The sequence below is a fragment of the bacterium genome (genome assembly GCA_019637795.1).
Taxonomy (GTDB): domain Bacteria; phylum Desulfobacterota; class Binatia; order HRBIN30; family CADEER01; genus JAHBUY01.
This window is the reverse complement of record JAHBUY010000004.1, coordinates 251,505-267,731: the sequence shown is the minus strand read 5'-3', so window position 1 is coordinate 267,731 and position 16,227 is coordinate 251,505. Positions and strand designations below refer to the sequence as shown.

At 71.8% G+C, this 16,227-nt stretch carries 19 protein-coding genes; 8 read left to right on the top strand and 11 right to left on the bottom strand.

Annotated elements, in window-relative coordinates; translation table 11 throughout:
* Window positions 1–21 precede the first annotated feature (21 nt).
* Genes KF840_15175 through KF840_15155 form a run of 5 tightly spaced genes read right to left on the bottom strand, consistent with a single transcriptional unit; the run spans window position 22 to window position 3,386 of the window.
* Complete coding sequence (locus KF840_15175) at window positions 22–960, bottom strand: alpha/beta hydrolase (protein MBX3026250.1); 939 nt, start codon at window positions 958–960, stop codon at window positions 22–24.
* Window positions 915–1,238, bottom strand: coding sequence for a BolA family transcriptional regulator (locus KF840_15170; GenBank protein ID MBX3026249.1), 324 nt, complete (start codon window positions 1,236–1,238; stop codon window positions 915–917). The genes KF840_15175 and KF840_15170 overlap by 46 nt, the downstream gene beginning before the upstream one ends.
* Window positions 1,235–1,861 carry a hypothetical protein gene (locus KF840_15165; GenBank protein ID MBX3026248.1) on the bottom strand — a complete coding sequence of 209 codons (627 nt, stop codon included), beginning with the start codon at window positions 1,859–1,861 and terminating at the stop codon, window positions 1,235–1,237. Before KF840_15165 ends, KF840_15170 begins: the two co-directional genes overlap by 4 nt.
* Before the next feature lie 59 nt (window positions 1,862–1,920).
* Entirely contained in the window at window positions 1,921–2,370 is a 450-nt protein-coding gene (locus KF840_15160; GenBank protein MBX3026247.1) for a TIGR03668 family PPOX class F420-dependent oxidoreductase, read from the bottom strand.
* On the bottom strand, window positions 2,367–3,386 hold the full coding sequence (locus tag KF840_15155) for a ribonuclease Z (protein ID MBX3026246.1): 1,020 nt from the start codon (window positions 3,384–3,386) through the stop codon (window positions 2,367–2,369). Before KF840_15155 ends, KF840_15160 begins: the two co-directional genes overlap by 4 nt.
* Before the next feature lie 107 nt (window positions 3,387–3,493).
* On the opposite strand from KF840_15155, the gene KF840_15150 reads away from it, so the two are divergent.
* Both KF840_15150 and KF840_15145 read left to right on the top strand, forming a co-directional pair.
* Window positions 3,494–4,684, top strand: a complete 1,191-nt coding sequence (locus KF840_15150; protein ID MBX3026245.1) for an aminopeptidase P family protein — start codon at window positions 3,494–3,496, stop codon at window positions 4,682–4,684.
* Between the two features lie 12 nt (window positions 4,685–4,696).
* Window positions 4,697–4,867, top strand: coding sequence for a hypothetical protein (locus tag KF840_15145; GenBank protein ID MBX3026244.1), 171 nt, complete (start codon window positions 4,697–4,699; stop codon window positions 4,865–4,867).
* 15 nt (window positions 4,868–4,882) lie between these two features.
* Here the strand turns inward: KF840_15145 and KF840_15140 are convergent, their stop codons facing one another.
* The gene (locus KF840_15140; GenBank protein ID MBX3026243.1) at window positions 4,883–5,128 is read right to left on the bottom strand and encodes a hypothetical protein; all 246 of its coding nucleotides are present in this window, start codon (window positions 5,126–5,128) and stop codon (window positions 4,883–4,885) included.
* 140 nt (window positions 5,129–5,268) lie between these two features.
* Between KF840_15140 and KF840_15135 the strand changes: the two genes are divergently transcribed.
* A complete protein-coding gene (locus KF840_15135) occupies window positions 5,269–6,720 on the top strand; it encodes a hypothetical protein (protein ID MBX3026242.1) in 1,452 nt (483 codons plus the stop codon).
* A 6-nt stretch (window positions 6,721–6,726) separates the two neighbouring features.
* Here KF840_15135 and smpB read toward each other — a convergent pair whose 3' ends face one another.
* Together smpB and nagZ are read right to left on the bottom strand one after the other, a co-directional pair.
* The gene (gene smpB, locus KF840_15130) at window positions 6,727–7,200 is read right to left on the bottom strand and encodes an SsrA-binding protein SmpB (protein MBX3026241.1); all 474 of its coding nucleotides are present in this window, start codon (window positions 7,198–7,200) and stop codon (window positions 6,727–6,729) included.
* Window positions 7,201–7,215: 15 nt separating this feature from the next.
* Window positions 7,216–8,262: a beta-N-acetylhexosaminidase gene (nagZ, locus tag KF840_15125; GenBank protein MBX3026240.1), complete on the bottom strand. Its 1,047-nt coding sequence runs from the start codon at window positions 8,260–8,262 to the stop codon at window positions 7,216–7,218.
* Window positions 8,263–8,405: 143 nt separating this feature from the next.
* Between nagZ and KF840_15120 the strand changes: the two genes are divergently transcribed.
* From KF840_15120 to KF840_15105, 4 genes are all read left to right on the top strand, one after another.
* A complete protein-coding gene (locus tag KF840_15120; protein MBX3026239.1) occupies window positions 8,406–9,047 on the top strand; it encodes a deoxynucleoside kinase in 642 nt (213 codons plus the stop codon).
* Window positions 9,048–9,215: 168 nt separating this feature from the next.
* Window positions 9,216–10,073, top strand: coding sequence for a 3-methyl-2-oxobutanoate hydroxymethyltransferase (gene panB, locus KF840_15115; protein ID MBX3026238.1), 858 nt, complete (start codon window positions 9,216–9,218; stop codon window positions 10,071–10,073).
* Window positions 10,074–10,076: 3 nt separating this feature from the next.
* Window positions 10,077–10,931 carry a pantoate--beta-alanine ligase gene (panC, locus tag KF840_15110; GenBank protein ID MBX3026237.1) on the top strand — a complete coding sequence of 285 codons (855 nt, stop codon included), beginning with the start codon at window positions 10,077–10,079 and terminating at the stop codon, window positions 10,929–10,931.
* 19 nt (window positions 10,932–10,950) lie between these two features.
* Window positions 10,951–11,355: an aspartate 1-decarboxylase gene (locus KF840_15105; GenBank protein MBX3026236.1), complete on the top strand. Its 405-nt coding sequence runs from the start codon at window positions 10,951–10,953 to the stop codon at window positions 11,353–11,355.
* An 18-nt stretch (window positions 11,356–11,373) separates the two neighbouring features.
* Here the strand turns inward: KF840_15105 and mtnA are convergent, their stop codons facing one another.
* The 3 genes from mtnA to KF840_15090 form a co-directional block, all read right to left on the bottom strand.
* Window positions 11,374–12,438: an S-methyl-5-thioribose-1-phosphate isomerase gene (gene mtnA / locus KF840_15100; GenBank protein ID MBX3026235.1), complete on the bottom strand. Its 1,065-nt coding sequence runs from the start codon at window positions 12,436–12,438 to the stop codon at window positions 11,374–11,376.
* Between the two features lie 54 nt (window positions 12,439–12,492).
* Complete coding sequence (locus KF840_15095) at window positions 12,493–14,184, bottom strand: amidohydrolase family protein (protein ID MBX3026234.1); 1,692 nt, start codon at window positions 14,182–14,184, stop codon at window positions 12,493–12,495.
* Window positions 14,185–14,298: 114 nt separating this feature from the next.
* Window positions 14,299–15,207: a hypothetical protein gene (locus tag KF840_15090; GenBank protein ID MBX3026233.1), complete on the bottom strand. Its 909-nt coding sequence runs from the start codon at window positions 15,205–15,207 to the stop codon at window positions 14,299–14,301.
* A gap of 51 nt (window positions 15,208–15,258) precedes the next feature.
* Here KF840_15090 and cysK point away from each other — a divergent pair, with 51 nt between their 5' ends.
* A complete protein-coding gene (gene cysK, locus KF840_15085; protein MBX3026232.1) occupies window positions 15,259–16,206 on the top strand; it encodes a cysteine synthase A in 948 nt (315 codons plus the stop codon).
* The last annotated feature ends 21 nt before the right edge of the window (window positions 16,207–16,227 follow it).

Here is a 16,227-nt window from a genome sequence, read left to right as displayed (position 1 = left end):
GACGGAGGAGGCTGTCAGCCGTCAGCGTGCCGCCCCTGCCGTCGATGGCGACGGATCGCGAGGGGCCGTGCCGAGGTGTCGGCCGAGAAAGGCCGAGAGAACCGCCGCGAGCGCCGCCGGCTGATCGAGCATCAGGTGATGGTGTGCGCCGGCGATCTCGGCCAGCTCGGCGGACGGAACGGCGGCGCGGAACGCGGCGAGGGCGGCGGCGTCGACGATCTCGCTGTCGGCGGCGCGCACGGCGAGGATCGGGCAGCGGGCGGCGCGCAGGTGTGGGGTCAGATCCTGGGCGCCGGCGCCGGCGAGGGCGCGGCGGTCGAAGCGCGGCAGGTAGGTGCCGTCGCGGTCGCGGACGATGCCGTGCTGGGCGATGTGGGCGATGACGGCGGCGTCGGCCCGGGTCGCCGCCGGCAGGAGGCGGAAGCGGTCGATCGCCTCGTCGCGGGTCGCGTAGCGGGTGTGCGGCAGTTTGCGCAGCGCTGCCAGCATGCGCGCGCTGCGGACGCCGATCGTCGGCCGGCTGTCGAGGACGGCGAGCGCGCCGACCGCATCGCCGGCGCGGCCGGCGTAGAGCATCGCCACCCAGCCGCCGAAGGAATGCCCGACCAGACCGCCGCCCGCGAGCCCCAGCGCCGCGACGGCCGCGGCGACGTCGCGGGCGTGGGCGGCGAGGCCGTAGTCGCCGTCGTCGGGGCGGCTGCTCTCGCCATGACCGCGCAGGTCGAGGGCGAGGCAGCGGAACCGGTCGGCCAGCAGCGGAATGACGAAATCCCACCAGTGGGCGTGCGCCGAGCCGCCGTGCAGGAACAGCACCGGAGGACGGTCGGCGGCCCCCCACTCGAGATAGTGCAGGCGGAGGCCGTTGACCTCCACCCAGCCATCGGTCGGCGTGCGCTCCGCCACGGCGTTGCCGCTCAGCGCCGCGGTGTCGGCCCGCCCCCGGCGGACTCGGCCTCCCACTCCTCCGGGGTGAGCGTCCGCAGGGCCAGGGCGTGGATGTTCGAGCGCATCGCGTCGCCCAGCAGGGCGTATACCGCGCGCTGGCGGGCGACGTGGTTCTGGCCGCGGAAGGCGGTCGAGACGATGAGCGCGCGGAAGTGGCCGCCGCCGCTCGCTGCGCCGGCATGGCCGGCGTGCAGGTGGCTCTCGTCCTCGACCACGAGCCGCACGGGGGCGAGCCCGCGTTGCAGGGTGTCGCGCAGCCAGGCCACGCGCTCGTCGGCTGGGATCGCGGTCATTGCGCTCCGGCGGTGGCGGCGCCGGCGGTGGCGACCTGGTAGGCGTAGCGCGCCGGCGCATAGTCGCCGACGCGGCGCGCGATGACCTCGAACGAAGCGCCGTCGAGCGACAGCATCGGCTGGCCGGTGTCGATGACGATGTAGCCCTGCAGGGGTTGGCCGGGGGCGACGGTGCCCTCGGCGAGGAGGTTGGAGCCGACCATCTGCGCCAGCGCGTCGGACGAGTACGTGGCGATGCCGCCGGGGACGTGGTTGGCGCGCAGCAGGTACGACATGTCCGCCTCCGCCAGGTGGGTGCGCCGCAGCAGTTGGTCGGCGCGGGCGGTGTCGAAGATGCGCGCGTGCGTGCCGTCTGGCAGGGCGACGGTCAGGTCGCCCGGGGTGACCGTGTAGCTGTGATCGCCGGTACTCGTGATGCGGAGCTGCACCACGAGCAGGCGCGACGGCGCATCGAGCAGCGGCGGGTTGGCGACCAGTCGGTACACCGGCAGGGCCACGGCGTTGAAGTCCTCGGGGCTGGCGGTCGGAATCGCCCCCGGTCGGGCCGACGTCACCTCGCGCGCGAGACATCCGGGGATGGCCAGCGCCGCCGCGAGGCCCACCGCCACCAACCACGTCCGCATCCCCCACCCCTCCCGCTGCATGCGCACCACTAGATACTCCGCGCGTGCCGCGGTGCAACTCACCCGCTCGCGGCAGCGGCGCGCCAGAGGTGCCAACGCCGTGGGACGAGCCGGACCATGGGATGCGTGGCACGCGCCAGGGGCATGGTGCGGTAGTGCGGGTAGCGGGCGCGCAGCGCCGCGAGCGCCTCGGCGTACTCGGCGCCGTCGACGACCTCCGAGGCCGCGAGCTCCAGCAGCAGATAGGCGAGGCGGCTCCAATCGTCGTCGTAGTCGTCCACGACCAGGGCGGCGCGCGGATTGGCGGCGATGTTCGCCAGGCGCCGCAGCGCCCGGGGGCCGTCGCGTTTCGGCTTGTCGTCGGCGACGAAGTAGAGGCGGTCGGCGAGGCGGACGAAGCAGAGCGGGATGACGTGCGGGGCGCCGTCGGCGTCGGCGGTCGCCAGGTGCGCGACGTGATGGCGATCGAGGAAGTCGCGCGCCTCGTCGTTCAGCGGCGCGCGCGTCACGTCGGCTCGTCGACCGGCGCCTCGCCGCGAAAGACCGCCTGCGCCTCGGCGCGCAGCGGCGCCGGGTTGCGGTCGTAGCGCGACGAGAAGTGAAACGTCTCCAGGCGCGCCGCGCCGGCGGCGCGCGCCAGGGAGCCGGCCTGGCGGGCGGTGAGGTGGTAGCGCCTCGACGCCTGGTCGCGATCGGCGTCGAGGAAGAGCGACTCGCAGAAGAACACGTCGGCATCGCGTGCCAGGCGGCTGATGCGTTCGAGGTTGGAGCGGCTGAAGAGGGTGTCCACCACGTAGGCGATCTTCTGGCCGCGCGTCTCGACCAGCAGTGCGTCGCGCAGCGCGCCGAGCGTGAAGCGCCGCGTCTGCGGGCCGTCGGGGCCGCGCCATTCCGCGTCGATCGGCGTCTCGTCCGGTAGGCCCCGGCGCACGCCCTCCTTCAACGCGTTCAACCACCGCCCCGGCGGCACGCCGAGCGCCGTCAGCCGCTCCGGCCGCACGTTGAGGCGGGTCTTCTCGGCGACGGCGAAGCCGAGGCAGGGGATGCGATGATCCAGGTGGGTGGTGGCGACCGTGAATTGCGGCGTGTCCACCAAGGCGCCGGTGAAGGGCCGCGTCGGCAACGGCTCGGGCGCGAATGCGGTCCGCGCCGGCAGGTGCACGGCCTCGATGCGTTCGGTGCCGACCTCGTGCACGGTCAGCGTGAAGGGGTAGCTCTCGATGAGGTTCCACGTGTAGCCGGCGAGCTTGCCGCGCACGTTGGCGATGATGCCGGGCGGCCCGAACAGCTCCAGGTGGAGCTCGCGCGCGAGAAAGACGCGCAGCAGGTGGTCGAAGCCGATGAAGTGATCCATGTGCGTGTGCGACACGAACACGTGGGTGATCTTCAGCAGCGCCGCCGCCGGCTGGCGGTCGATGCGGCCGAGATCGAACAGCAGCGCCCGGCCCTGGTGTTTGAGCGCGACGTACAGACCGGGGTCGCCGAACGGCGGATTGAGCAGGCGGGGGGCGAAGGCGGTGGCCATGGCGGATCGGCGCGCGCCGGCGAGGCTACCGCGGATCTCGTGCTCGAACCAGCCGGTCCCCGGCGTCGCAATTGGACCCTGGATTGGGCATCGGGTAGCGTGACCAGATGCAGGATCGCCCGACCGCTCTGCAGGCGGCGCTGGCCGAGGAGGCGATCGACGCCTGGCTCTTCTACGATTTCCGCGGCAGCGACCCGGTCGGACGCCGCATCCTCGGGCTCGGCGAGCGCATGGCGACCCGGCGCTGGTTCTACTGCGTACCGGCGGTCGGCGAGCCGCGCGGCCTGGTGTCGGCGGTCGAAGCCAACGCGCTGCAGGGCCTGCCGGGGACGATGCGCGTCTATCGCACCTGGGCGGAGCTCCGGAGTGGCCTGGCGACCATGCTGGCCGGCCTCGGCCGGGTTGCGATGCAATACTCGCCGCGCGCCGAGGTGCCGTACGTGTCGCTGGTCGATGCGGGAACCGTCGAGCTGGTGCGCGAGGCGGGCGTCGCGGTGTGCACCTCCGCCGATCTGGTGCAGCGCGTGGAGGCGGTGTGGAGCACCGCGCAGTATGCCAGTCACCTGCGCGCCGCGCAGGCCGTACGGGCGCTGGTGGACAGTGCCTTCGCCGAGATCGCGGCCCGCTGCCGCGCCGGCCGTCCCGCCAGCGAGGGCGAGATCCAGCGCTTTCTGCTCGACGGGTTCGCGGCCCGGGGGTTGGTGACGCATCACCCGCCGATCGTCGCCGCCGACGCGCACAGCGCCGACCCGCACTACGAGACGCCGGCGGGCGGCGCGCCGCTGGACGCGGGGACCTTCGTCCTCATCGACCTGTGGGCCAAGGAGCCCGACGGAATGTACGCCGACATCACCTGGACGGGATTCGTCGGTGACCAGGTGCCGCCGCGCCACGCCGCGGTGTTCGAGGTCGTGCGCCGGGCGCGCGACGCCGGCGTCGCGGCGGTGCGCGCGGGCGTCGGTGACGGCGGGCCGCTACGCGGCTGCGACGTCGATCGGGCCGTTCGTGCCGTCATCGACGGCGCCGGCTACGGGGCCCGATTCGTGCACCGAACCGGACACTCGATCGGCGTCGAGGTGCACGGCACCGGCGCCAACATCGACGGGTTCGAGACCCCGGACACGCGCCGGCTCCTGCCGGGGACGTGCTTCTCGATCGAGCCCGGGATCTACCTCGCGGGCGAGTTCGGCGTCCGCAGCGAGCTCAACGTCTTCATCGACGGGCGCACCGCTGTGGTGACCGGGGAGCCCGTTCAAACCGCCGTCGTTGCCATTCTTGGCGAGCGACGGGCGCTGTGATTGGAAGGCGACATGACCCTCACCCCCCGCGGCCGCTTGTCCGACTGGATCGCGTTGTGCGGCGCCCTCGCCCTGTTGGCCCTGGTCCTCGCCGTCGGCGCCTGCGGCAGCGACGACCTGATCTTTCCCGGCGACATCCCGGTGACCAGCACGTCGCAACCGACGTCGACCGCGACGCCGTGAGGGCAGGCGGTCGCGTCAGCGGGCGCTCATCTCTTCCATGAGGTGTCGGCTGGCCTCCGCCATCATCTCGACCAGCACCTCGCGCATCGACTTCTCGCGCGCTTCCAGCTTGCCGACGAGCAGCGTGAGGACGGCGAAGTAGCGCTCCTTGGACGTCATCTCGAGGTCCGGCAGGCGCGCCTCCATGGCCTCGACGAAGCGTTGGTGGGCGAAGGCGATGTCCTTGTCGAGCGCCTGGCTCAACAGATCGGGGCTGCTCATGGAAGACCTCCTCGTCGAGGCGACCGCCTCAGGCGCAGTCCTAATTGCGCCGCGCCTCGCGTTCAAGTTATGAGCGGCGCCGGGAGGGAGTGGTGTACCGCCGCTGGGCCGTCCGGTTGGGCGGTGCGCTGGTTGTCCTGATGCTCGCCTGTGCGCGGGGAGCAGGGCTCGAGCTCACGCTCGCCGGCAAGCCCTTCGACGTCAGCGGCTGGTTGATGGACCGGCAGGGCGTGCCGGTGAATCAGTCGACCCCCGACGACCGCAACCTCCAGCAACTCTGGCTGCGCAGCAAGTACGCCCCGCTGCCGTCGCTCACCTTCGACGCGACGTTCAACTTCCAGAACGGCGGCCCGACGACGGAGCGCACCAAGGCGGGCATCTACAGCTACCGGTCCGTGTTCCAGAGCGTCTCGCCGTCGGTCACCTTCGAGGAAGCGTTCGCCGAGCTGGCGCTCGACGCGCTGGAGCTGCGGGCCGGCATCCAGAAATTCGCCTGGGGCAAGCTCGACCGCGTGCAGCCGGTCGACGTGCTGAACACCGAGCGCTACAGCGACCCGTTCCTCCTCGACGAGGACGAGCGCAAGATCGGCGTCCCGGCGGTCGAGGGCTCCTACTACCTGCCGCGCAATCGCTGGACGCCGGAGGAGGCGCGGCTGACCCTGGTGTGGATTCCGCAGTACTTTCCATACTGGTTCCCGCTGCCCGGCGAGCGCTGGTATCCACCAGCGGGCACGCCGCCCTCGCAGTTTCCCGTCGCGCCGCTGATGCGGTCGGTGCCCGTCGGCTTCCACGTCGTGAACAGTCCGCCGCCCAGCTTCCAGCTCGACAACTGCGGCTACGCGGCACGCGCTTCCGCGTTCACCGCTGGCGTCGACTACGCCGCCTACTACTACCACGGCTTCGACAATCGCCCGGCTTTCCTGCTGACCGCCGAGGCGACGGGTGAGCCGCTGTCGATGCCGCCCTACGTGCAGAACGTCGCCGCGACGACGCGCCTCTATCCGGTCTTCCATCACATCGACCTCTGGGGAGGCGACGCGGCGTACGCCTGGGACCGCTTCACCTTCCGCGCCGAAGCGGCGTTCGTCAGCGGCCGGCCCTTCAGTCGCGACCTGCGAACCCTGGTCAGCAATCCATCCCAGCTCACCCCGGCGATCGTGGACGCCCTGCGGCAGCTCGCCGCCGGGCACTCGCCTGCCGAGGTGCGTTTGCCCCAGTCGTACGAGGTGCGCAGCGCCTTCGACTGGGGCGTGGGCGCCGATTACACCTGGTCGGACTATGTCTTCCTGCTGCAGATCAATCAGACCGACATTCTCAACAACGACGTCGATCTGCTGATCCGCAACGTCGACACCGTGCTCAGCGCCAACCTGCGCGGCAACTTCCTGCACGACGACCTGACCGTGCAGCTCATCGGCATCCAGGGGTTCGAGAGCGGCTACACGCTGCTGATGCCGCGCGTCGACTACCGTTTCTGGGGGCGCTTCGATGCTCGGGTCGGCTATCTGTTCATCGCCGGCAGCCAGAACACCGTCATCGGCCAGTACAAGGACAACGACGAGGCGTTCGTCTGGCTCCGCTACCTGCTGTGAGGCGCGCTACGATCGCCGACGGAGCGACAGCGCGCGGTCGATCTCGCGCCGCTGCTCGCGATCGCGGATCGCTTCGCGCTTGTCGTGCTGTTTCTTGCCGCGCCCCAGCGCCAGCTCGACCTTGGCGCGCCCGTTCTTGAAGTAGAGGCGCAGCGGCACCAGCGTCAGTCCGCGTTCCTTGACCTTGCCGTGCAGGCGTTCGATCTCGCCGCGGTGCAGCAGCAGCTTGCGGGTCCGCGTCGGCTCGTGTCCGAACTGCGATGCCGGTCCGTACGGGCTGATGTGGGCGTTCCACAACCATACCTCGCCGTTCTCGACGCGGGCGAAGCTGTCCTTCAGATTGGCCTTTCCCTCGCGCAGCGCCTTCACCTCGCTGCCCATCAGTGCGACGCCGGCCTCGACCGTCTCCTCGATCAGGAACTCGTGCCGGGCGCGGCGGTTGACCGCGATGTCGCGGTCGCGATTCTTGTCCGAGCTCACGATCCGCCGACGCTATCAGTCGCGATTGGCGGCCGCCATGGCGCGGACCTCGTCCGCCAGCGCCTGATGGGCCGGCGCCGGCAGGGCGAGGCGGCGAATCCGTCGCCGACGCGGTGCCGGCAGCGCGGCCACCCGCTTCGCCGCTTCCCCCAGGCGCGCGAGTGGGATCTCGCCGACCAGTCGTTCCGCCGCACGCAGCGCCTGGTCGAGGTCGTGACAGATCAGGACCCCGTCGACGCCGGCGGCGATCGCGGCGACGGCGGCATCCGCCGCCGCCCGCTCGTTGGTCACCGCGCGCATGGTGAGATCGTCGCTCCACAACACGCCGCGAAATCCCAGCTCGCGGCGCAGCAGCTCGCCGGCGATGCGCGGCGAGAGGCTCGCGATGCGATCGGGATCGAGCGCCGGATAGAGGACGTGCGCCGCCATCAACATCGGCAGCCCGGCGCGCACGGCGGCGCGAAATGGCAACAGGTCGACGGCCGACAGCTCGTCGCACCCTCGCCGCACCACCGGCCGGGTGCGGTGCGCGTCCTCGCCGGTCGCGCCCTGCCCGGGGAAGTGCTTGCCGCAGGGCAGGACGCCCGCGTCCTGCATCCCGGCGGCGAAGGCGAGACCAGTCGCTGCCACCCGCGCCGGATCGCTGCCAAAGGCGCGGTCGCCGACGACGGATCCCTCGCTCGCCGCGACGTCGAGCACCGGCGCGAAGTCGATGTCGACGCCGGCGCTGGCGAGCTCGCGTCCGATCGCCTCGCCGACGGCGCGCGCGGCCGCCACCCCGGCGCGGCCCACCTCCGCCGCCGACGGAAACGCGGTGAACGGCGGCGCGAGGCGCGTCACCCGGCCGCCCTCCTGGTCGATCGCCACCAGCGGTCGCGAGGGCAGGCGTTGCAGTGCCGCGGCCAATGTCCGCATCTGTTCGGGATCGGCAATGTTGCGGCGGAAGAGGATCACGACGCCGGGCCGGAGCCGTTCGAGCACGCGGCGCGTCTCACGGTCGAGCGTCACGCCATCGATGCCGACCGCGATCACCCGCCCGGCCATCTCGCCCGCCTCCTGCACCGGAAGCGTGTAGCAGATCCGCCGGCGCGGCGAATCAACGCCCGATTCGCCGCGCTCCGAAGGCTGCGGCGCGACACCGGCGCCGCGCCAGCTAGACTCGCCGGAAGGGCCGTGATACTCGCGCGCCGTCAAGCGGGGAGGCGGTGAGCAAGACCCGGTACATCGTCGTCGAGGGCCCGATCGGAGTAGGCAAGACGACGCTGGCCCGCCTGCTCGCCGAGGAGTGGCAGGCGCGCGCCGTCCTTGAGCAGGTCGATGACAACCCCTTCCTGCGCCGCTTCTACGACGAGCCCGACAAGTACGCCTTCCAGGCCCAGATGTTCTTCCTGCTGACGCGCTTCCGACAGCAGCAGGAGCTGGCGCAGCAGGAGCTCTTCCACCAGAGCCTGGTGGCCGATTACCTCTTCGCCAAGGACCACCTGTTCGCCCAGATCAACCTCGACTCCGACGAGCTCGCCCTGTATCGGCAGCTCTACCATCTCCTCGGGGCTCGCATTCCGAAGCCCGATCTGGTGGTGTACTTGCAAGCCAGGCCGGATGTGCTTATGGCTCGGCTCAAGAAGCGGTCGCGCGATTACGAACGGCAGGTGACGCCGGAATACGTCCGGCGCATCGCGGAGGCGTACAAGGACTTTTTCTTTCACTATGAGGACACGCCCCTTCTGGTGGTGAACTGCTCCGAGATCGACTTCGTCGCGCACTCGGAGGAGACCGCGGACCTGATCCGCGAGATCCGCGAGATGGGACAAGGCGTACAGCACTACATACCGCTTGGATCCAGATGACTGGACCGAGACGGACGGCACTTCGGGCCCTGATCGTCGTCACGCCCCGAATCGAGCCGAGCGGGAACAGGAACCCGACTCACCGGTGCTCGAGACGGACCAGCGGCGCGTCGATCGCCGACCACGCTCCCGACAGCCCTCCGGCACTCGGTCTCGGAGGGCTTTCGCATGGAGCAGAAAGTAACCGTTCCCGAGATCGTCAAGGCCAAGGCCACTGGCCGGCCGATCGTCGCCCTCACGGCGTACGATCATCCCTTTGCCCGCATCGCCGATGAGGCGGGCGTCGACCTGATCCTGGTCGGCGACTCGCTCGGCATGGTGGTGCAGGGCTTCGACACCACCCTGCCGGTGACCATGGACGAGATGGTCTACCACACCCGCATGGTGGCGCGGGCTCGTCGTCGCGCCCTGGTGGTCGCCGACCTGCCGTTCCTCTCCTATCAGGTCAGCCCGTTCGACGCGGTCGCCAACGCCGGCCGTCTCATCAAGGAGGGGGGCGCCGAGGCGGTGAAGCTCGAGGGCGGCTCGGCGGTCGCCGACACCATCGCCCGCATCGCCGCGGTGGACATCCCGGTGATGGGGCACATCGGCCTGACGCCGCAATCGGTGCACCGCATGGGCGGCCACAAGGTCCAGGGCCGCCGCCGCGGCTCGGCGCCAGGGCAGCGCGAGCGTCTGATCGAGGACGCGCTGGCGGTGGAGGCCGCCGGGGCGTTCGCGGTGGTGCTCGAGGGGATCCCGATGGACCTGGCCGGCGAGCTCACCGAGCGACTGTCGATCCCCACCATCGGCATCGGCGCCGGCGCCGAATGCGATGGACAGATCCTGGTCCTGCACGACGTACTGGGGCTCAGCGACCGGCCGTCACCGCGCTTCGCCCAGCGCTACGCCGATCTGTGGTCGGCGGCGCGCGACGCCGTCAGCGCCTACGCCGCGGACGTGCGCGAGCGCGCCTTCCCGGGCGTCGAGCACAGCTTCCGCTCGCTGGCGACGGTCCCGGCCAAGGAAGTGGCCGGGAAGAGCTGAGGCATGCGGGAGATCACCACCGCCGCCGCGATGCGCGCCTGGTCCGATGGCACGCGCAGCGCGGGGCGCCGCATCGGTCTGGTGCCGACGATGGGCTACCTGCACGCCGGCCATCTCAGCCTGGTGGCGGAGGCGCGACGGCGGGCCGAGACCTGCGTGGCATCCATCTTCGTCAATCCGCTGCAGTTCGGCGCCAACGAAGACCTCGACCGCTACCCGCGCGACCTGCCGCGCGACCGCGAGGCGGTGCGGGCCGCTGGCGTCGACGTCCTCTACCTGCCGACGGCGGCCGAGATGTATCCGGCCGGCTTCCAGACCGAGGTGGCGGTGACCCGGGTGAGCGCCGGGCTCTGCGGCGCGTCGCGCCCCGGGCACTTCCGCGGCGTCACCACCGTCGTCAGCAAGCTGTTCAACGCCGTCAAGCCGCACGTCGCGGTGTTCGGCGAGAAGGATTTCCAGCAGCTCGCGGTGATCCGCCGCATGGCGAGTGATCTCGACACCGGCATCGAGGTCGTCGGCGCGCCGATCGTGCGCGAGCCGGACGGCGTCGCCATGAGCTCGCGCAACGCCTATCTGTCGCAGAGCGAGCGGCTGGCGGCGCGCTGTCTCCCGCGCGCACTTGCCGCGGCGCGCCAGGTCGTCGCGGACGGGGCGCGCGACGCCGCGGCCGTCGTCGCGGCCGCCCGCGCGGTGCTCGACGCCGAGCCGGCGGCGCGGGTCGACTACGTCGCGCTGGTCGACAGCGACAGCCTCGAGCCGATCACCCGCATCGCCGACCGGGCCCTGCTGGCGCTGGCCGTGTTCATCGGCCGGACGCGGCTCATCGACAACGCCATCCTCACCGCATCCAACGCCTGACGCCGTGGAAGGGAGCCCCATGTATCGCAACATGCTGCGCAGCAAGATCCACCGCGCCACCGTCACTGGCGCCGATCTGCACTACGAGGGCAGCGTCACGATCGATCCCCTGCTGCTGGAGCTGGCTGACATCCTGCCGCACCAGGAGGTCGAGATCTGGAACGTCACCAACGGGGAGCGCTTCCGCACCTATGCGCTGCGCGGCCAACCCGGCTCGGGCGTCGTCTGCATCAACGGCGCCGCCGCCCACAAGGCGCGCAAGGGCGACCTGGTCATCATCGCCACCTTCGGCTGGATGAGCGAGGAGGACGCGCGGGCGTGGGAGCCGAAGGTGGTCTTCGTCGATGAGCGCAACCGCCCCAGGGAGCGCCACGGCGCCGAGCGGCCGGGGCAGGGCGACCTGCGCCAGGTCGTCTGGCAGTAGGCGCCGTCTCGCGGCGCGTCAGGAACGGCTGGCGCGTCGCCGGACGTCGCGCGGCTCGCCGCCCGCCAGACGAGCCAGCGACTTGGTGAATGGCGCCCGTGCCACCCCGCGTTCGGTGATGATCGCGGTGATCAGGGTGTGCGGGGTGACGTCGAAGGCGGGATTCATCACCTTGACGCCGTTCGGCGCGACCTGCCTGTCGAGCAGATGCGTGACCTCGCGCGCGGCGCGCTCCTCGATCGGAATCGCCTCGCCGTTGGCGCAGGCCAGGTCGACCGTCGAGATCGGCGCCGCGACGTAGAACGGGATGCGGTGTCGCGCTGCCAGCACGGCGACGGTATAGGTGCCGATCTTGTTGGCGACGTCCCCGTTCGCCGCCGTGCGGTCGGCGCCGACGATCACCGCCCCGATCGCGCCGCGCTGCATGAAGTGGCCGACCATGTTGTCGGTGATGAGCGTCACCGGGATCCGTTCCTTCTTCAGCTCCCACGCGGTCAGCCGCGCGCCCTGGAGAAACGGCCGCGTCTCCGTGGCGATGACCGCGATCGACTTGTGCGTCTCGTGCGCGGCGCGGATCACGCCCAGCGCGGTCCCGTAGCCCGCGGTGGCGAGCGCGCCGGCGTTGCAGTGGGTCAGCACCGTCGTGCGCGGTTTGAGCAGCGCCGCCCCGTGCCGGCCCATGGCGCGATTGCCGGCGATGTCCTCGTGGTAGATGGTCAGCGCCTCCTGGCGGAGCACCTCGCGCACCACTTCCGGGCTGCGCCCGCGCACCCGCTGGAAGGTGCGGCGCATGCGATCGATGGCCCAGAAGAGGTTCACCGCCGTCGGACGCGTGGCGGCGAAGCGGCGGCAGATGCGATCGAGGGCGCGCGCCAGGTCGCCGTCGGAGGTTTGCGACATCCCGAGCGCGACGCCCATCGCGGCGGCGACGCCGATCGCCGGCGCGCCGCGCACCACCATGTCCTTGATCGCGCGTGCCACCTCACGGTGGTCGCGGTAGACGCGATAGACCTCCTGCAGCGGCAACAGCCGCTGGTCGAGGAGGACGACGGCGCCATTGCGCCACTCGACCGGTCGAATCATGTGCGAAGCCCGCCTGTTCATAGATGTCGCTCACCGACCGGTCAAGGTGAGAAGCTACGCGCCGCGCAGCACGCGACCGCTGCGCGCCTCGGTCTGCGCGCCGCGGTCGATCAGCGGCTCGCCGTTCACCAGCACGTGTTCGATGCCGACCGGGCGCTGGATGAGGCGCGCCGCGCCGCCGGGGAGATCGTGCGCCAGCTCGGTGCGTTGCAGGTCGAGGCGCGCGGGATCGAAGAGCGTCACGTCGGCGGCCCAGCCCGGGCGCAGCTCGCCGCGTTCGCGCAGCCCGTACAGCGCGGCCGGCACCGCGGTGATGCGCCGCACCGCGTCCGCCAGCGAGAGCACGCCGAGGTCGCGCACCCAGCGCGCGAGCAGCGTGGTCGTGAAGCCCTGGTCGGCGAGCGTGTCGACGTGGGCGCCGGCATCCGACAACGCGATCACGCCCGCCGGGTGGCGGAGCAGCGCGCCGACCGTCGCGTCGTCGGTGTTCATGATCGGGATGCCGAACTGGATGTCGAGATCGGCCTCGAGGGCGAGGTCGAGTAGCGTATCCACGGGATCGGCGCCGCGCGCCGCCGCGATGTCGGCGATGCTGCGATCGATCCACGGCGCGTGCTCAGGCCGCGCCGAGAGGCGGGGAAGGATGTGCTCCCAGCTCGGGCCCAGCGCGGCGACGAAACCGCCTTCCGACATGGCGCGCAGCTCGTCACGGAGCTCGCGGCTGCGCAGGCGCGCCACCCGCGCGGCGCGCGGCAGCTCGAGGATCGGCCGCCAGAACGGGTTGTTGGCGATGGCGATGCCGGCGCTCTCGAACGAGATCCGGATCTCGAGCGGACGGCAGCCGACCTGCGGCACCACCTGCGCCCCGGCGCGCTGCATCGCCGCTGCCTCCTCGATGATGCGGGCCGCGCCGCTCGGGTCGAACGGGTTGGCGAGCAGGGGCGCCCAGGTGACCGGGCGCCGCGCGGCGCGGGCGACCTCGGCATAGAAGCGCTGATCCTCGAGCTTGTCGTCGGTGGCGCCGAGCAGATTCAGGGGCGCGACCTCGACGATGCCGCGGCCGAGCTCGGCGAGCACGGCCGCCAGGGCGAGGATCTCGTCGCGCGGCGCCACCCGGCTCGGGACCGGCACCCCGGAGCCGAAGAAGTGGGTCGGCGACTCCGATGTCGAGAAGCCGATCGCGCCGGCGCGCATCGCCTGGCGCACGACGTCCTGCATGCGCGCCAGCTCGGCGGCGGTCGCGGCGCGCTCGACGGCGGCGTCGCCCATGACGAAATAGCGCACCGCGGAGTGGCCGACGAAGACCGCGGTGTTGACCGAGGGGCGGGCGCGCTCGACGGCGTCGAGATAGTCGGGGAACGACTCCCACTCCCAGCGAATGCCGGCGCGCAGCGCCTCCGTCGGCATGCCCTCGACGTAGAGCAGCATCTCCATCAGCCGCTCGCGATGCGCGGCGCGGCACGGCGCGATGGTGAAGCCGCAGTTGCCCATCACCACCGAGGTGACGCCGTGCCACGACGACGGCGTCAGCGCGGGGTCCCAGGACACCTGGCAGTCGTAGTGGGTGTGGACGTCGATGAACCCCGGTGCCGCCACCAGGCCGTCGGCGTCGATGGTGCGCCGGGCGCCGCCGCTCACCGCGCCGAGCTCGGCGATGCGGCCGCCGGCGATCGCGATGTCGCCGCGCCGCGGTGGCGCGCCGCTGCCGTCACAGATCTCCGCGCCGCGTATGATGACGTCGTGCATGTGCGCTCCTGGCCGCGGGCGTCGAGCGGAGCTGCCTTCCCCCCGGACGCCGCCGTTCGGCCAGGACCTACGCTCCGCCCCCACCGATCGCAACCGGCGCGGCGGCCCGCGACGTCACGCGAGCGCGGCCAGCACCCTCGCGATCGGCAGTCGGTGGATGCAGAACTGTCCGCGGCCGCAGCGATCGCAGGTCGGCGCGGCGTGCAGCAGGGTGACGCATGGTCCGGACGGCGCCCACACCGCGCTCTCCGAATCGGCGAACAACACCAGCGCGCGAGCCCCCACGAGTCCGGCGAGATGGCTGATCCCGGAATCGTTGCCGACGTAGCGCGCCGCCCGCCGCACCACCGCCGCGACGCGCGGCAGCGATTCGCCGGCGAGCACGGCGTCGGCGGCGATGGTCGCCCCCCGCTCGATCTCCGCCGGGCCGAGCAGGGCGACCACGGCGCCACCGTGGCGTCGCCACGCATCCGCCAGCCCGGCCATGCCGTGCCAGTTCTTGGCGACGCTGCCGCTGCCGGGATGGAGCGCGAGGACGCGGTCGCCGAGGTGATGGGCGCGCCACAGCCCGTCGGCCCACGCCGCGGCGCCGGGGTCGATGGGCAGGGTCTGGAGGAGGGGCGCGACGCCGAGGCAGCGTGCGTAATAGGCGACGGCGGACTCGCCGGCGCGCATGCCGCGGAAGGCGTGCACCGCGACCGCGCCGCCGGCGGCGCTCGTCAGCCGGGCGGTGAACGCCGGCTCGGCGGCGCCGGTGAAGCTGTCGATGCGAGCGAACGCCGCGAAGTAGGCGCGCGTGGCGCTGCCGATCGGCGAGGCGGCGAAGAGGTCGGTGATCTCGCGTCGCTCGATGGAGTCGAGGGACAGGCCGTCTCCGGGCAGCAGGCCCGCGAGGTCGACGCGCGTCGCGAGGGTCACCGCGGATCCGGATGCGCGCAGCGCGGCGGCCGCTGGCCAGCAGCACAACACGTCGCCGAGGGCGCCGGGGAAGAGGATCAGGGCGGCGGGACGATGGGTCGTCATCGACACGGAATTGACTTGCCGGGCGCGGCGCCGGTACTGGATCGACAGGCCATGACGACTGCGCCTTCACGTCCGGCGGTCGCGCGCACGATCCTCGACCTGATCGGCAACACCCCGGTGGCGCGCCTGGCGCGGCTGCCCGGTGCCGACGACGCCGAAGTGTGGGGCAAGCTGGAATCGTACAACCCGGGCGGCAGCGTCAAGGATCGCATCTGCCTCGGCATGGTCGAGGCCGCGGAGCGGGACGGACGGCTGCGTCCCGGCGACACCATCATCGAACCGACCAGTGGCAATACCGGCATTGGCCTCGCCCTCGTCGCCGCGGTGAAGGGGTACCGGCTGGTGCTGACGATGCCCGACACCATGAGCGTCGAGCGCCGCAGCGTGCTCGAGGCGTACGGGGCGGAGTTGGTGCTGACCGAGGACTCGAAGGGCATGCACGAAGCGGTGCGCATGGCGGAGCGCCTGCTCACCGAGCATCCCGACTACTACATGCCGCAACAGTTCAGGAATCCCGCCAATCCGGAGGCGCATCGGCGGACGACGGCGCAGGAGCTGCTGGGCCAGTTCGAGCGCATCGACGCCTTCGTCGCCGGCGTGGGCACCGGCGGGACCATCACCGGCGTGGCGGCGGTGTTGCGCGCCGCCATGCCCGGCATCCGCATCTACGCCGTCGAACCGGCGGCCTCGCCGGTGCTCGCGCGCGGCGAACCGGGATTCCACGCCATCCAGGGCATCGGGGCGGGCTTCGTCCCCGAGGTGCTGGACGAGACCGCCTACGACGAGATCATTGCCGTCAGCGACGCCGACGCCGCGGAGTGCGCGCGGCGGCTGGCGCGCGACGAGGGCATTCTGGTCGGCATTTCGGCCGGCGCCAACTGCCATGCGGCGCTGCGCGTCGCGCGCGAGCTCGGGCCTGGCCACGTGGTGGTGACGGTCTTCTGCGACACCGGCGAGCGCTACCTGACGACCGGCCTGTTCCACGGCGAGGGCATCTGACGTGGATACCGACGCCAAGCT

What these genes read in the sequence shown, in the direction of transcription:
- KF840_15170 (MBX3026249.1), bottom strand. Translation starts at nt 1,238, where the DNA reads ATGACCGCGATCCCAGCCGACGAGCGCGTGGCCTGGCTGCGCGACACC.
- KF840_15165 (MBX3026248.1), bottom strand. Translation starts at nt 1,861, where the DNA reads ATGCGGACGTGGTTGGTGGCGGTGGGCCTCGCGGCGGCGCTGGCCATC.
- KF840_15155 (MBX3026246.1), bottom strand. Translation starts at nt 3,386, where the DNA reads ATGGCCACCGCCTTCGCCCCCCGCCTGCTCAATCCGCCGTTCGGCGAC.
- KF840_15150 (MBX3026245.1), top strand. Translation starts at nt 3,494, where the DNA reads ATGCAGGATCGCCCGACCGCTCTGCAGGCGGCGCTGGCCGAGGAGGCG.
- KF840_15145 (MBX3026244.1), top strand. Translation starts at nt 4,697, where the DNA reads ATGACCCTCACCCCCCGCGGCCGCTTGTCCGACTGGATCGCGTTGTGC.
- KF840_15140 (MBX3026243.1), bottom strand. Translation starts at nt 5,128, where the DNA reads ATGAGCAGCCCCGATCTGTTGAGCCAGGCGCTCGACAAGGACATCGCC.
- KF840_15135 (MBX3026242.1), top strand. Translation starts at nt 5,269, where the DNA reads ATGCTCGCCTGTGCGCGGGGAGCAGGGCTCGAGCTCACGCTCGCCGGC.
- panB (MBX3026238.1), top strand. Translation starts at nt 9,216, where the DNA reads ATGGAGCAGAAAGTAACCGTTCCCGAGATCGTCAAGGCCAAGGCCACT.
- panC (MBX3026237.1), top strand. Translation starts at nt 10,077, where the DNA reads ATGCGGGAGATCACCACCGCCGCCGCGATGCGCGCCTGGTCCGATGGC.
- KF840_15105 (MBX3026236.1), top strand. Translation starts at nt 10,951, where the DNA reads ATGTATCGCAACATGCTGCGCAGCAAGATCCACCGCGCCACCGTCACT.
- mtnA (MBX3026235.1), bottom strand. Translation starts at nt 12,438, where the DNA reads ATGATTCGACCGGTCGAGTGGCGCAATGGCGCCGTCGTCCTCCTCGAC.
- KF840_15095 (MBX3026234.1), bottom strand. Translation starts at nt 14,184, where the DNA reads ATGCACGACGTCATCATACGCGGCGCGGAGATCTGTGACGGCAGCGGC.
- KF840_15090 (MBX3026233.1), bottom strand. Translation starts at nt 15,207, where the DNA reads ATGACGACCCATCGTCCCGCCGCCCTGATCCTCTTCCCCGGCGCCCTC.
- cysK (MBX3026232.1), top strand. Translation starts at nt 15,259, where the DNA reads ATGACGACTGCGCCTTCACGTCCGGCGGTCGCGCGCACGATCCTCGAC.